Origin of the sequence: Actinacidiphila rubida (assembly GCF_900110255.1) — a bacterium.
Lineage (GTDB): Bacteria > Actinomycetota > Actinomycetes > Streptomycetales > Streptomycetaceae > Actinacidiphila > Actinacidiphila rubida.
In genome coordinates this window covers 282449-294921 of sequence record NZ_FODD01000001.1, presented here as the reverse complement: position 1 = coordinate 294921, position 12473 = coordinate 282449, and the positions used below count along the sequence as shown (strand labels likewise).

Annotated in this window: 10 protein-coding genes and 1 tRNA gene; 6 read left to right on the top strand and 5 right to left on the bottom strand. The window is 71.2% G+C overall.

Annotated features, from left to right (window positions below; genetic code table 11):
- Window positions 1–195: 195 nt before the first annotated feature.
- The 5 genes from BMW99_RS01305 (at window position 196) to BMW99_RS01285 (ending at window position 4211) form a co-directional block, all read left to right on the top strand.
- Entirely contained in the window at window positions 196–966 is a 771-nt protein-coding gene (locus BMW99_RS01305) for a MerR family transcriptional regulator (protein ID WP_069463146.1), read from the top strand.
- Between the two features lie 292 nt (window positions 967–1258).
- Window positions 1259–1468 carry a DUF2630 family protein gene (locus BMW99_RS01300; protein WP_069463148.1) on the top strand — a complete coding sequence of 70 codons (210 nt, stop codon included), beginning with the start codon at window positions 1259–1261 and terminating at the stop codon, window positions 1466–1468.
- Window positions 1465–1782 (top strand): GNAT family N-acetyltransferase, encoded by a 318-nt coding sequence (locus tag BMW99_RS01295; RefSeq protein ID WP_069463147.1) that lies wholly within the window; start codon window positions 1465–1467, stop codon window positions 1780–1782. Before BMW99_RS01300 ends, BMW99_RS01295 begins: the two co-directional genes overlap by 4 nt.
- Before the next feature lie 201 nt (window positions 1783–1983).
- Window positions 1984–3675: a DNA-3-methyladenine glycosylase 2 gene (locus BMW99_RS01290; RefSeq protein WP_322900192.1), complete on the top strand. Its 1692-nt coding sequence runs from the start codon at window positions 1984–1986 to the stop codon at window positions 3673–3675.
- On the top strand, window positions 3672–4211 hold the full coding sequence (locus BMW99_RS01285; protein ID WP_069467742.1) for a methylated-DNA--[protein]-cysteine S-methyltransferase: 540 nt from the start codon (window positions 3672–3674) through the stop codon (window positions 4209–4211). Before BMW99_RS01290 ends, BMW99_RS01285 begins: the two co-directional genes overlap by 4 nt.
- Before the next feature lie 131 nt (window positions 4212–4342).
- Here BMW99_RS01285 and BMW99_RS01280 read toward each other — a convergent pair whose 3' ends face one another.
- The 4 genes from BMW99_RS01280 to BMW99_RS01265 form a co-directional block, all read right to left on the bottom strand.
- A complete protein-coding gene (locus tag BMW99_RS01280; protein WP_245791122.1) occupies window positions 4343–6913 on the bottom strand; it encodes a YfhO family protein in 2571 nt (856 codons plus the stop codon).
- A 225-nt stretch (window positions 6914–7138) separates the two neighbouring features.
- Window positions 7139–9346 (bottom strand): MMPL family transporter, encoded by a 2208-nt coding sequence (locus BMW99_RS01275; RefSeq protein WP_069462746.1) that lies wholly within the window; start codon window positions 9344–9346, stop codon window positions 7139–7141.
- 242 nt (window positions 9347–9588) lie between these two features.
- A complete protein-coding gene (locus BMW99_RS01270; RefSeq protein ID WP_069462747.1) occupies window positions 9589–10185 on the bottom strand; it encodes a TetR/AcrR family transcriptional regulator in 597 nt (198 codons plus the stop codon).
- A 190-nt stretch (window positions 10186–10375) separates the two neighbouring features.
- The gene (locus BMW99_RS01265; RefSeq protein ID WP_069462748.1) at window positions 10376–11008 is read right to left on the bottom strand and encodes a GTP cyclohydrolase II; all 633 of its coding nucleotides are present in this window, start codon (window positions 11006–11008) and stop codon (window positions 10376–10378) included.
- Between the two features lie 262 nt (window positions 11009–11270).
- Here BMW99_RS01265 and BMW99_RS01260 point away from each other — a divergent pair, with 262 nt between their 5' ends.
- On the top strand, window positions 11271–12200 hold the full coding sequence (locus tag BMW99_RS01260; protein WP_069462770.1) for an AEC family transporter: 930 nt from the start codon (window positions 11271–11273) through the stop codon (window positions 12198–12200).
- Between the two features lie 185 nt (window positions 12201–12385).
- On the opposite strand, the gene BMW99_RS01255 is transcribed toward BMW99_RS01260, so the two are convergent.
- Window positions 12386–12459: transfer RNA gene (locus tag BMW99_RS01255), tRNA-Ala, on the bottom strand.
- Between the last annotated feature and the right edge of the window lie 14 nt (window positions 12460–12473).

Here is a 12473-nt window from a genome sequence, read left to right as displayed (position 1 = left end):
TTCGGTAGGGGTTCGACGCAATTCTTACCGACCGGTAGGTCTGCCGGGTCCGGGACGAGCACCGGCGGGCCGGCGCGACCCGTGCACCCGCATCCCGGCCCGCACTCGCACCCGCGCGCCGTCGCCCCACCGCACGGTCACCCGCATCCCACCACACCACCCGATCGTGCGTTCGCCACCGCATAGGCTGGCAGCGTGGACGACAACGGCACCGGGGCGCGCGAGTACCGCGTCGAGGAACTGGCGAAGGCGGCCGGCATCCCCGTCAGGACCCTGCGCTTCTACCGGGAACGGCGCCTGCTGCCGCCCCCGCGCCGCGACGGCCGCATCGCCTGGTACTCCGAGGACCACCTCGCCCGGCTCCGCACCATCGCCGCCCTCCTGGACCGCGGCCACACCCTGGGCGGCATCGCCGAACTCATCGCGGCCTGGGAGAACGGCCGCACCCTGGACGGCGTCGCCGAACTCCTCGGCCTGGAAGGCGCCCTGGGCGCCCCCTGGTCCGACGAGACACCGGTGCGGCTCACCCCCGAGGAACTCGCCGACTACTTCGGCCAGGACGTCAGCCCCGACAACCTCACGGCGGCGCTCGACATCGGCTACATCGCGGTCGAGGGCGAGAACGTCCTGCACATCAGCCGCCGCCTGCTCGACGCCTCCGCCGCCCTGGTGCGGGAAGGCGTGCCCCTGTCCGCCGTGCTGGCGGCCGGCCGCGAGGTGCGCGCCCACGTCGACGCCATCGCCGACGTGTTCACCCAGGTCATCAGGACCCATGTGCTCAACCCGGGCCCCTATCTGGCACCGGGCGACGGGCAGCGCATCGCCGACACCCTCCAGCGGCTGCGCCCCGTCGCCAAGAACATCGTCGAGGCCGAGATGTCGCTGGCGATGGACCGCAGGGTGCGCGCCGAGATCGAGCAGTGGCTCCGCGAACACGCGGACGCCGGCACCACGGGCGAGGAGTGAGGGCCGCGCATCACGAGGAGCGGGGCACCACGCCACGAGGGGCCGCGCCGCGTGGCGTCTGGGCCCGCGACGCAAGCGGTGAGGGGTCGCGCCGCGTGGCGCGAGGGCCCAAGACCGCCCGCCCGCACACCCCCTGCCGTCGGCCCCGACCCGCGACGGCCTGCGGCAAGGCGCGCGACCTGCAAGAGTGGAAGTGCCGGACCGTCCGGAAACGGGACCCTGGAGGTGCCTCCCCGTGGAACAGCCCCACGACGCCAACGCAGAAGCTGCCATCCTCAAGCGGATCAGCAAGATGGTCTCCGACGAGAAGATCCTGCGGGACCTCCTCGCCCAGGGCTCCATCGAAGGCGGCACCGAGCACGAGCGGCTCGCCGCCCTGGAGCGCGAACTCGACCAGTGCTGGGACCTGCTGCGGCAGCGCCGCGCCCTTCTGGAGGCCGGCGAGGACCCGGGCGGCGCCCGCGTCCGCCCCTCCTCGACGGTGGAGGGCTACCGCTCGTGAGCACGCCCGCCGATTCCGTCACCGTCACCGACGTCCCGGACGCGCACCGCTACGAGGCGCGCATCGACGGTGAGCTCGCCGGGGTGGCGGCCTACATGCGCACCCCCGACATGATCGTCTTCGTCCACACCGAGGTCGAGGCCGCCTACGAGGGACGCGGCGTGGGGTCGACGCTCGCCCGCACCGCCCTGGACGAGGCCCGCGAGCTGGGCCTGCGGGTCGTCGCCATCTGCCCGTTCATCGACAGCTGGATCACGCGGCACCCCGAGTACGAGTCGCTGCGCTTCGAGCCCGCGAGCCGCGTCGCCGACTGACCGCCTCCGTCCCGACCGGACCGCCCGTCGCACGGCCCCGACCGAGCCCCGAGCCGGGCCCCGACCGAGCCTGACCAGCCCCGGGGCTCGCCGTCGGGCTCGGTCAGGGCCCGCGCCCGCCGTGCGGCCCCGGGCCCCGGCTCCGACCTCGATGTCGGATTCTCGCCAGACCGCGACCCTGACGTGCGCGATGCTGGTGGGGTGCCTACGGATTTGCCTACGGACTTCGACGCCTGCGTACGCGCCGTCCAGTCGAAGGACTCCCGGTTCGACGGGTGGTTCTTCACGGCGGTGCTGACCACCCGCATCTACTGCCGGCCGAGCTGCCCGGTGGTGCCGCCGAAGGTCGAGAACATGACCTTCTACCCGAGCGCCGCCGCCGCCCAGCAGGCCGGTTTCCGGGCCTGCAAGCGGTGCCGGCCCGACGCCAGCCCCGGGTCGCCGCAGTGGAACGAGCGCGCCGACCTCGTCGCCCGCACCATGCGGCTGATCGCCGACGGCGTGGTCGACCGCGACGGCGTGCCCGGCCTCGCCGCCCGGCTGGGCTACAGCGAACGCCAGATCGAGCGGCAACTGCTCGGCGAGCTGGGCGCGGGACCCCTCGCGCTCGCCCGGGCGCAGCGCGCGCAGACCGCGCGCCTGCTCATCGAGACCACGACGATGCCGATGGCCGAGATCGCCTTCGCCGCCGGCTTCTCCAGCGTCCGCACCTTCAACGACACCGTGCGTGAGGTGTTCGCGCTGTCCCCGAGCGAGCTGCGGGCCCGGGTCGCCAAGGGCCGTCCCGCCGCCGCGACGGGGACGCTGTCGCTGCGGCTGCCGTTCCGCCGCCCGCTCACTCCGGACAACCTGTTCGGGCACCTCGCGGCCACCGCCGTGCCCGGTGTCGAGGAGTGGCGGGCGGGCGCCTACCGGCGCACGCTGCGGCTGCCGCACGGCGCGGGCATCGCGGCGCTGCGGCCCGAACCCGACCACATCGCGTGCCAGTTGTGGCTGACCGACTGGCGCGACCTCGCGCAGGCGATCAGCCGCTGCCGGCGCATGCTCGACCTGGACGCGGACCCGGTGGCGGTGGACGCCCTGCTGTCCACCGACCCGGTGCTCGCGCCGCTCGTCGCCAAGGCCCCGGGCCGGCGGGTGCCGCGGGTCGCCGACGGGCCGGAGTTCGCGGTGCGGGCGGTGCTCGGCCAGCAGATCTCCACGGCCGCGGCGCGCACGCACGCCGGGCGGCTGGTCGCCGCGTACGGCGAACCCGTCACCGATCCCGCCGGCGGCCTCACCCACCTGTTCCCGTCCCCCGCGGCCCTCGCCGGCCACGACCCGGCGGCCCTCGCCATGCCGCAGAGCCGCCGGAACACGCTCGCCGCCCTGGTGCGCGAACTGGCCGCCGGCAACCTCGACCTCGACGTCGGCAGCGACTGGCAGCGCGCCCGCAAGCAGCTGGGCGCCCTGCCCGGGTTCGGGCCGTGGACGGTGGAGACGATCGCGATGCGCGCCCTCGGCGACCCCGACGCGCTCCTCGCCACCGACCTCGGCGTCCGCAACGCCGCCCGCGACCTCGGCCTGCCCACCACGCCCGCCGCCCTCACCCGCCACTCCGCCGCGTGGCAGCCGTGGCGCGCCTACGCCACCCAGTACCTGTGGGCGACAGGCGACCATCCGATCAACGTCCTCCCGACGAAGGACGATCCGATCGTCGCCCCGGACGCCCGCGCGGGTGACGCGGTACGTGCGGGTGAGACCGCCGTCGCGGACGTTGATCCGACAACCGCCCGTACGACCGGTGTGACGACCGGCGGTACGACCGGCGGTACGACCGGCACTCCTCCGACGACCGCGACCACCACGACGACCGCGACGACCGCTCATCCGACGAAAGGTGCGGCGCGATGACCACCACCACCACCGACCCGACCACCGGCACGAACACCCCCGCCGTCGTCCACACCGTCGTGGACAGCCCCTGCGGGCCGTTGACGCTCGTCGCCCTCGAGGGTGAGCTCGCGGGCCTGTACATGACGCAGCAGCGGCACCGGCCGTCGGAGGAGACCTTCGGCCCGCGCGCCGACCTTCCCGTCTTCGACGAGGTCACCACGCAGCTCACCGAGTACTTCGACGGTGGGCGCACCGGGTTCGACCTCGATCTGCGCCTGTCGGGGACGCCGTTCCAGCAGCGGGTGTGGGCGGCCCTGCGCGACATCCCCTACGGCGAGACCGTCTCGTACGGCGAACTCGCCATCGCCCTCGGGCAACCCGGTGCCTCCCGCGCGGTGGGTCTGGCCAACGGCAAGAACCCGGTCGGCATCATCGTGCCCTGCCACCGCGTCATCGGTGCCAACGGCAGCCTCACCGGCTACGGCGGCGGCCTGGACCGCAAGCGCTGGCTGCTGGCTTTCGAACGCGGCCTGCTCCAGCCGACGCTGATCTGACATCCGATCAGCAGACCGCGCGCGCCACCGGTTCGGGTGACGTGCGCGGTCTCCGTTCGTTGACGGCTGTGGGGCGGCGTCCGGGACGACGTGACGCGCACGGGTGACGTGGCGTCCCGATCATCGGACGGTCAGATGCCCGCGGCCTCCGGCATCTGCGGCGGTGCGACGGGGTCGGGCGGGCCGCCGGGTTCCACCGACGGGCGCCGCCTCTTCCGCCACCACCCGTAGGCGGCGACGAACGCGACTCCGAACAGGGACGCGCCACCGGCCGCCTCACCGAGATGCAGTCCCGGCGGGGTGAACGAGCACGAGACGCTGGTGCTGTCCGCGCCCAGCGGCACCGACAGCAGCCCGAGATACGACCGCCCGGGATGGAACCCGTTGCCCGCCGAGCAGCTCCAGCCGCTGATGTCGGGTGCGGCGATCACCGCGGTCCCCCGGGAGCCCGCGGGCAGTTGCGCGCTGATCCCGTCACTGCTGACGTCCACCCGGGTGGCGGCCGCCGCCGCGATGCGCTTCTCGGCGGACGCCAGCATCGGCAGCGACAGGCAGCCGACGCCGTCCGGGTCGACGGTGCTCGGCCCGTACGCGGCACGCAGCAGCAGCGTCACGTGCCCGCCGGCCGGCGCCTTGCCCAGCCCCTGCATGGGCGCGCGATGGCTGGGCAGCGCGCCCCGCCACACCAGGGCGTTGTGGCCCGGGACCCGCACGTTGCCCATGAAGTCCGGTGCCCACAGGTACACGCCGGTGCCCGCCGGGCACGTGGTCGTCAACCGGTAGGTGCTGTGCGGGGCACTGCGCTTGCCGGGCGTGAGGTAGACGCCCTTGGCGTTCAGCGGCACGGGCCTGCCCTGGGGGTTGGTGAGAGAGATGTGCCCGGGTGTGTAGACGCGGCTGCCGAGGAGCAGTTCCTGGTTGAGGAACGGCGACGTGCCGAACTTCCCCGGCGGCGTCTGCCGCACGGTGACCAGCGGCGGCACGTCCTGGTGGACGACGGCCGGCGGCGCGGTCTGCGGGATGTGCGAGCTGTGCGGGTCGACGGGCGAGCGGAGCCGGTTGTCGACGGAGAAAATCACGTCGGTGACCGGGTTGTCGAGGCTCTGCAGGCTGCGGCCGTGCGACGTCCAACCGTCGCCGAGCGCCTCCATGGTGCGGGTGTACACGTCGGCGGTGAGGCTGCTGTAGTACTGCGCGCCCTGGCCGCCGACCGCCAGCGGGTCGTTGCCCACCGTCGCCTCGCGGCCGGGGTCGGTGCGGCGCGCGGGCCAGTCGTCGACCGACGCGATCGTGGCGCTCTGCCAGTTCTGCCGTTGGCCCCACACCGGGTAGTCGTCGAACGCGGCGAGGCGTTTGCGGTCGATCCAGGCGTTGCTGAGCGCCAGTTGCCCCACCTGCCCGACGACGAGCACGCCGACGGCGACTCCGGCGGCGATCCTCCACCGGTTCGTCGCGCCACCCGCGGTGCCGGCGCGCCACAGGACGTACAGCCCGCCGCAGGACACGATCAGCCCGAGTACGAGCAGCGGGTAGGTGCCCAGGCCCGACAGGCCGCCCTGCGCACCCAGCACCGCCCCCACCGTGACGAGACCCATGACTCCCGCACCACAGGCGAGGGCCTTCGGGTGGGGCAGGGCGTGCGCCAGTGCCAGCCACGCGGCGATCACCATGATGCCGCTGAGCACGAACGTCTGCCGGTACGCGCTCCCGTTGGGCGTCGCGAACGCGTGCCACATCAGGTGCGTGGGCGTCCACTGGAACGACGCGGCGACGACGAGGACCAGTACCGTCCACACCGCCCGGACGCGCCGCGGCACCCCCGTGTGGAACGGCAGCGCGAACGCCAGCAGGAGCGCGGTGGTGTCGATGTACGTCGAGGGGCTGGTGAAGCCGTACGTGCCGGGCAGCAGCCGCATCAGCAGGTCGGACCAGGGCAGCGCGTGGAAGATCAGATGACGGCCCGGGTAGGCGTCCTTGGTGCCCTTGACGATGGTCAGCAGCAGCGGCGCGGTCAGGCCGACGCCGAGCACGGTGGTGACGGTCGCGCGGCCCACGGCGAGCAGCCGCGCGCGGTTGGTCGTCGCCGGGTCCGTGTCGGTGAGCAGGCGGGCCACCAGGACGAGCGCGGCGGCGATGGTCGCCATGTAGGCGGTGTAGAAGTTCGCGGTCCAGCACAGTGCGACGACCGCGATGCCCCAGATCTGCCGCCGCCCCTGCCGCGCCCATTCGCCGACGAGACACAGCATCGGGAACGCGATCAGGCCGTCCAGCCACATCGTGTTGTACGAGCCCATCATCAGCGTCCAGCCGCACAACGCGTAGGAGGCGCCGAGCAGTCCGGCCGCCCAGCGCGGGCCGGGACGCAGGGCCGGCAGCAGGCAGGCCATCGCGACGGCGGCCGTGACGATCTTCAGGACGGTGACGACGTACACCGCCAGGTCGATCTCGTGCCGCGGGAACAGGGCCACGAGCGGCGCGAACGGGCTCGACAGGTAGGTGCCGTAGTCGGGGAGGAAGCTGCTGCCGTATCCGGACTGCCAGTTGAGCAGCCACCCGCCGTCGGCCTTGCCGTGGAGCAGGTCCCACAGGTGGGCGTGGAACGGGACGAACTGGTTCCCCAGGTCGTTGATGTCCCGCGTCCGGGGGCCGAACGGGTACTGGCGGGCGGCGGCGTCCCCCACACAGAACGAAACTGCGGTCACACAGGCGGCGATGACGGCGGCCCGAAGGCGGTCCGTCCCGCGCGGAAGAACGTCCAGGGGTCGCATGGGTCCCTCAGTGCGCATGAAGTCCGTGATGTCGCCGCATCGTACGCATCGTCATACGATCGTTCGGTGTCCATAACCCTGCCGTTCAGTTAACGACATATCCCCGACTGGTAATGAATCCAGCCGGGGACATGTACGTGTGCGGGAACGGCGGTCGGATCAGACGCTGATCGTCTCGGGCTCGTCGCTCCGTGCGTGCGGCGCACGGACGTCGGCGAGGTTCTTCCGCAGTTGCTCACCCTCGACGTCGACGTTCGGCAGCGCCCGCTGCAGCCAGCCCGGCAGCCACCACGCGGCGCGTCCGAGCAGCGCGAGCACCGCCGGGACGATCGTCATCCTGACGATGAACGCGTCGAAGGCGACCGCGATGGCCAGACCGAAGCCCATCATCTTGATCATCGATTCCGACGATCCGATGAATCCGGCGAAGACGCTGATCATGATGACGGCCGCGGCCGACACCACCCGGGCGCCATGGGTGAATCCGGTGACGACGGCTTGACGCGGCGACTCGCCGTGGACGTACGCCTCCCTCATGCGGGTGACCAGGAAGACCTCGTAGTCCATCGCCAGTCCGAAGACCACACCGATCAGGAAGATCGGCATCATGCTCATGATCGGACCGGTCTGCTCGACGCCGATGAGGTGGGACAGCCACCCCCACTGGAAGACCGCCACCACCGCGCCGAGCGCGGCCAGCACCGACAGCAGGAAGCCGAGCGCCGCCTTGAGCGGCACCAGCACCGACCGGAACACGATCATCAGCAGCAGGAACGCGAGGCCGACGACCAGCGCCAGGTACGGGACCAGGGCGTCGTTCAGCCGCTGCGAGACGTCGATGTTCATCGCGGTCGTGCCGGTCACGAGCACGTCAGCGCCCGTTGACCGCTCCAGCTCTCCCGAGTGACCGCGAATGGTATGCACCAGATCCTCGGTCTGGGCGGAGCTCGGCTTCGACGCCGGCACCACGGTGAGCGTCGCGGTGTCACCCTTCGGGTTGAACGCAGGCGCGGTCACCGTCTTGACGTCGGGGAATCCTGCGATCGTCTGCTTGACATGTTGCGCGGCCTGCTGCGGATCGCTGCTGTGCGCCGCGTCCACGACCACCATGAGCGGGCCGTTGAACCCGGGCCCGAAACCGGCGGACAGCGTGTCGTAGGCCTTGCGCTGCGTGGTGCTGACCGGCTGTGAACCGTCGTCCGGCAAGCCCAGTTGCATGCCCGTGATCGGCAGCGCCGCCAGCCCCAGCGCCACGACACCGGCCACCAGGAACGGCACGCGCCTGCGCACCACGAGCCGCGCCCAGCGCGTACCCATGTTGGGCTTGTCCGCGTCCGTGGCCCGTCCCTTGCGCACCTTGCGGGTGAGGACCTTGGTCCCGGCGAAGCCGAGCAGCGCGGGGATCAGGGTGAGCGCGATGAGCACGGCTATCGCCACGGTCGCCGCGGCCGCGAGCCCCATCTTGGTGAGCATTGGGATGTTCACCACGGACAGTCCCGCCAGCGCGATCAGCACCGTCAGCCCCGCGAAGACCACCGCGGAACCCGCGGTGCCCACGGCCCGGCCGGCCGCCTCCTCGCCGTCATGCCCCTCCATGAGTTCGTGCCGGTGCCGGGAGACGATGAACAGCGCGTAGTCGATGCCGACCGCCAGTCCGATCATCGACGCGAGCGTCGACGACGTGCTCGACAACCCGAGTGTCGTCGCGAGCGCGGTGATCCCCGCGATGCCGACACCCACGCCCATGATCGCGGTGAGCAGCGGCAGTCCCGCGGCCACCAGCGAGCTGAAGGTGATGAGCAGCACCACCGCCGCGATCCCGATGCCGATGACCTCGCTGTTGCCGGTCTCGGGCGAGGCCTGCAGTGCGGTGCCGCCGGTCTCGACCGTCAGCCCGGCGTCGCGGCCGTGCTGCGCGGCGTCCTCGATCGCGGTGTGCGTGGCGTCGGTGATCTCCGTCGACTTCGCCGTGTACGTCACCGACGCGTACGCCGTGGTGCCGTCCTTGCTGACCGCGTCGGCCGTGAACGGATCGGCGACGGTGCCCTTCTGCGGGCTGTTCTTCAGATCGGTGACGACCTTCTCGACGGCCGCCTTGTTCGGGCCTGCCGTGATCTTCTGGCCGTTGGGCGCCTTGAACACCATGCGCGCGGACGCGCCGTCGGCGTTGGTGCCGGGGAAACGCTCGTGCAGCAGGTCGAAGGCGTGCTGCGCCTCGGTGCCCGGAACGGTGAAGTTGTCGCTGGGCGCGGAGGGCGCGGTGGCGGCGCCGACTCCGGCGATGGCCAGCAGGGCCACCCACACGAGGACGACGTAACGCCGTCGCCGGAATGCGAGCCGACCCAGTTTGTACAGGAATGTGGCCATGAAGGCAGGAGCTCCCGTCGAAAGGAGGGCGGATATGGGCGTGAGGAACCAGCCCGACGACGAGAGCGGCGTGTCAGGTGGAGCGGTGGTGCGATGGTGGGGTGTTCAGATGTGATCTGGTGATCTCGTCAGATCTGATGTCTTCGGATCGGCACTCTTCGGATCCGGCCTCGGGCCCGGTCTCTTCGGAGCGGCCCGGGCAGCCCTGCGGGCCACTGCGGATTCCGGGAGGTGCGCATGAGCTAGGAGAGCCCGAGCGCGGGGACGACCACGGCATCGATGTATCGGTGCGTGTACTCCGGGTCGGGGTCGATGCCCTCGATGATGGGACGCGCCAGCGCGCCGCCGAACAGCAGGTGCGGCAGGAAGTGCCGCGCCGGGTTGTCCGGGGACATCTCGCCGCGGTCCACGGCGCGCTGCACCAGGTCGCGGAAGCTGGCCAGTTCCGGCTCGATGAGCAGTTCCCGGAGCGCGGTGAAGAGGTCCTCGTTCTGGAACGCGGCGTGCGCCAGACCGCGCATGACCTCCTGGTCGCGCTTGATCTCGTTCTCGTCATGACATCTGACGAGCTCGTGGAGATCCTCCTTGAGCGACCCGGTGTCGATGTCCGCGAAGGACACCGGCTTGTGGTGCCGCAGCGCGGTCGCGACCAGTTCCGGCTTGCCCTTCCACTGGCGGTAGAGGGTCGCCTTGCTGGCCCGGGTGCGGGCGGCGACGGCATCCATGGTCAGCGCCTCGTAGCCGACCTCCCGGAGGAGTTCGACGACCGCGGTGTACAGCTCCCGTTCACGCTCGGGAGTCAGACGGGTGCGACGCGCGGTGGTTGCCTCCGGCGACATGACCTGCCCTCCTTGTGATCCCTGCGTGCACGGTATGCGATACGCACTGTCGAAACGATGTCGTACACCTAAAAGAGTAATCGGCCCACGATCGAAACGCCACCGTTTCGATCGTGGGCCGTATCACGTACGCAGCAGGCAACCAGCGAGGTCCACCGGCGACCCCGGAGACGCCCTGAGCCGCCCGCCGTCAGGCGGGCAGCGCCAGCGTGTGGCCGGTGTGCTCGACCTTGGCCCGCAGGTACCGCACATTGGCGGCGGAGACGTGCACCCCGGTGGGCACCTGCTCCCGCACGGTGATGCCGAGCGCCCCGAGCTGCTTCGCCTTGTCGGGGTTGTTGCTCAGCAGGGTGATCTCTCCTGCGCCGAGGGCCGTCAGCATCTGAGCGGCGGCGGTGTAGTCGCGCTCGTCGTCGGCGCGCCCCAGGGCGCGGTTCGCCTCATAGGTGTCGAGACCCTGGTCCTGGAGCGCGTAGGCGTCGAGCTTCGCGTAGAGGCCGATCCCGCGGCCCTCCTGCCGCAGATAGAGCAGGTACCCGCCGACGGCGGCGATGCGCTCCACTGCCTCGCGCAGTTGCGGACCGCAGTCGCACCGCTCGGAACCGAACACGTCCCCCGTCAGGCACTCCGAGTGCGGGCGCACCAACGGCACGCCCGCCTGGTCGTAGTCGCCGACCCCCAGTGCGATGTGTTCCTTGCCGTCGGCGAGCCCGGTGAACGTGAAGACGTCCACGGTCGTCCCCCACCCGTCGGGGAACCGGAGCGGAACGCGCACCTTGGTGCGGATGCCGGCGGCGGGCACCGGACTTGCGTCTACCGACATGACGACTCCCTCATAAGATCTTGAAATATCAAGCTCTTGCGAGGACCCGATTATTTCCGCACGCGACAAGTGTGTCCCGGGTCACATACCGATCACACCATCGGATCGTCCGGCGGAAGCATCAACAGCCCACGCCCGCCTGCGATTCCGCCCTCCCGCACCCCGTGCGCCGAACCCGCCCGCAGCCGCCGGAGCGCACTCCGGCATGCTGGACACCCGTGGACGGGGCGATCATCGGACAAGCACACGCGACGGCGACGGCGTGCGCGCCGTAATCGGCGGCTTCCTCCCCATCTGGGCGGTGACCGCACTCGGCTGGTTCGCCGGCCGTCACCGCATCCTCGGCGACGAAGCCCAAACCGTCCTCGGCCGCTTCGCGTTCACCTTCGCCATGCCGTCGCTGCTGTTCCTGACGATGTCCCGGTCCCACGTGGGCGACGTCGCCACGCCGGGGGTCGCGGCGTTCGCGCTCGCGTTGCTGACCGTCTTCGGCACCGGACTCGCGCTCAGTCGCTGGGTGTTCCGCCGCCGGCTGGCCGACCAGTCCATCGGCGCCATGTGCGCGTCCTACGTCAACTCTGCGAACCTCGGCATACCCATAGCGGTGAACGTCCTCCACGACACGTCGTTCATCATCGCCGCGGCACTGTTCCAGATGCTGTTCATCACCCCGCTGATCATCATCCTGATCGACCTCGACACCCACCGCGGCGTCGGCCGACTGTGGCTGCGGATCCTGCAACTGCCCTTCCGCAACCCCGTCGTCGCCGCGTCCGCCGCCGGCCTCCTGGTCGCCGCCCTGGGTGAGGGTGACCACCTGCCCACCGAGTTGACGTCTCCCCTGCACACCCTGGGCGGCGCAGGTGTCCCCTCCGCGCTCTTCGCGCTCGGCATGTCCCTCAACACCCGCGCTCGCACCTCCCCCGAGGGCCGCACCCAGCGCCGCATCCTGGTCACCCTCAAGACCGCCGTCCAGCCGGCCCTCGCCTACACCCTCGCCCGCGGCCTGTTCGGCCTCACCGGCCACGCCCTGTTCGCCGTGGTCCTCAGCTCCGGCCTCCCCACCGCCCAGAACGCCTTCATCTTCGCCTCCGAGTACGGCCTGGACACCGACCTCCCCCGCGACACCGTCCTCCTGTCCACGCTGCTCTCGATGGCCTCCCTGTCACTGATCGCCTACCTCCTCACCTGAGGGGCGCTGACAGGGCATCAGCCGATCGGCACAAGGGGGACGGCCGTAAGGCGGCCGCCACCTCTCCCCGCACGCGGAGTGCGCAGCGCCGGCCCTCGCATCCTGAAGCCGCACCGCACGGCTCTCGCACAGCACGACAAAGCCCCTCCCGGGATGACCCTGGGAGGGGCTTTGCTTTGTTGTTGTGGACCTGAGGGGATTCGAACCCCTGACCCCCTCGATGCGAACGAGGTGCGCTACCGGACTGCGCCACAGGCCCTTGCAACGAGGAAA

Excerpts from the sequence above, each read along its gene's own strand:
- BMW99_RS01265 (WP_069462748.1), bottom strand. The coding sequence starts at position 11,008 with ATGTCGGTAGACGCAAGTCCGGTGCCCGCCGCCGGCATCCGCACCAAG.
- BMW99_RS01300 (WP_069463148.1), top strand. The coding sequence starts at position 1,259 with ATGGTCTCCGACGAGAAGATCCTGCGGGACCTCCTCGCCCAGGGCTCC.
- BMW99_RS01285 (WP_069467742.1), top strand. The coding sequence starts at position 3,672 with ATGACCACCACCACCACCGACCCGACCACCGGCACGAACACCCCCGCC.
- BMW99_RS01270 (WP_069462747.1), bottom strand. The coding sequence starts at position 10,185 with ATGTCGCCGGAGGCAACCACCGCGCGTCGCACCCGTCTGACTCCCGAG.
- BMW99_RS01275 (WP_069462746.1), bottom strand. The coding sequence starts at position 9,346 with ATGGCCACATTCCTGTACAAACTGGGTCGGCTCGCATTCCGGCGACGG.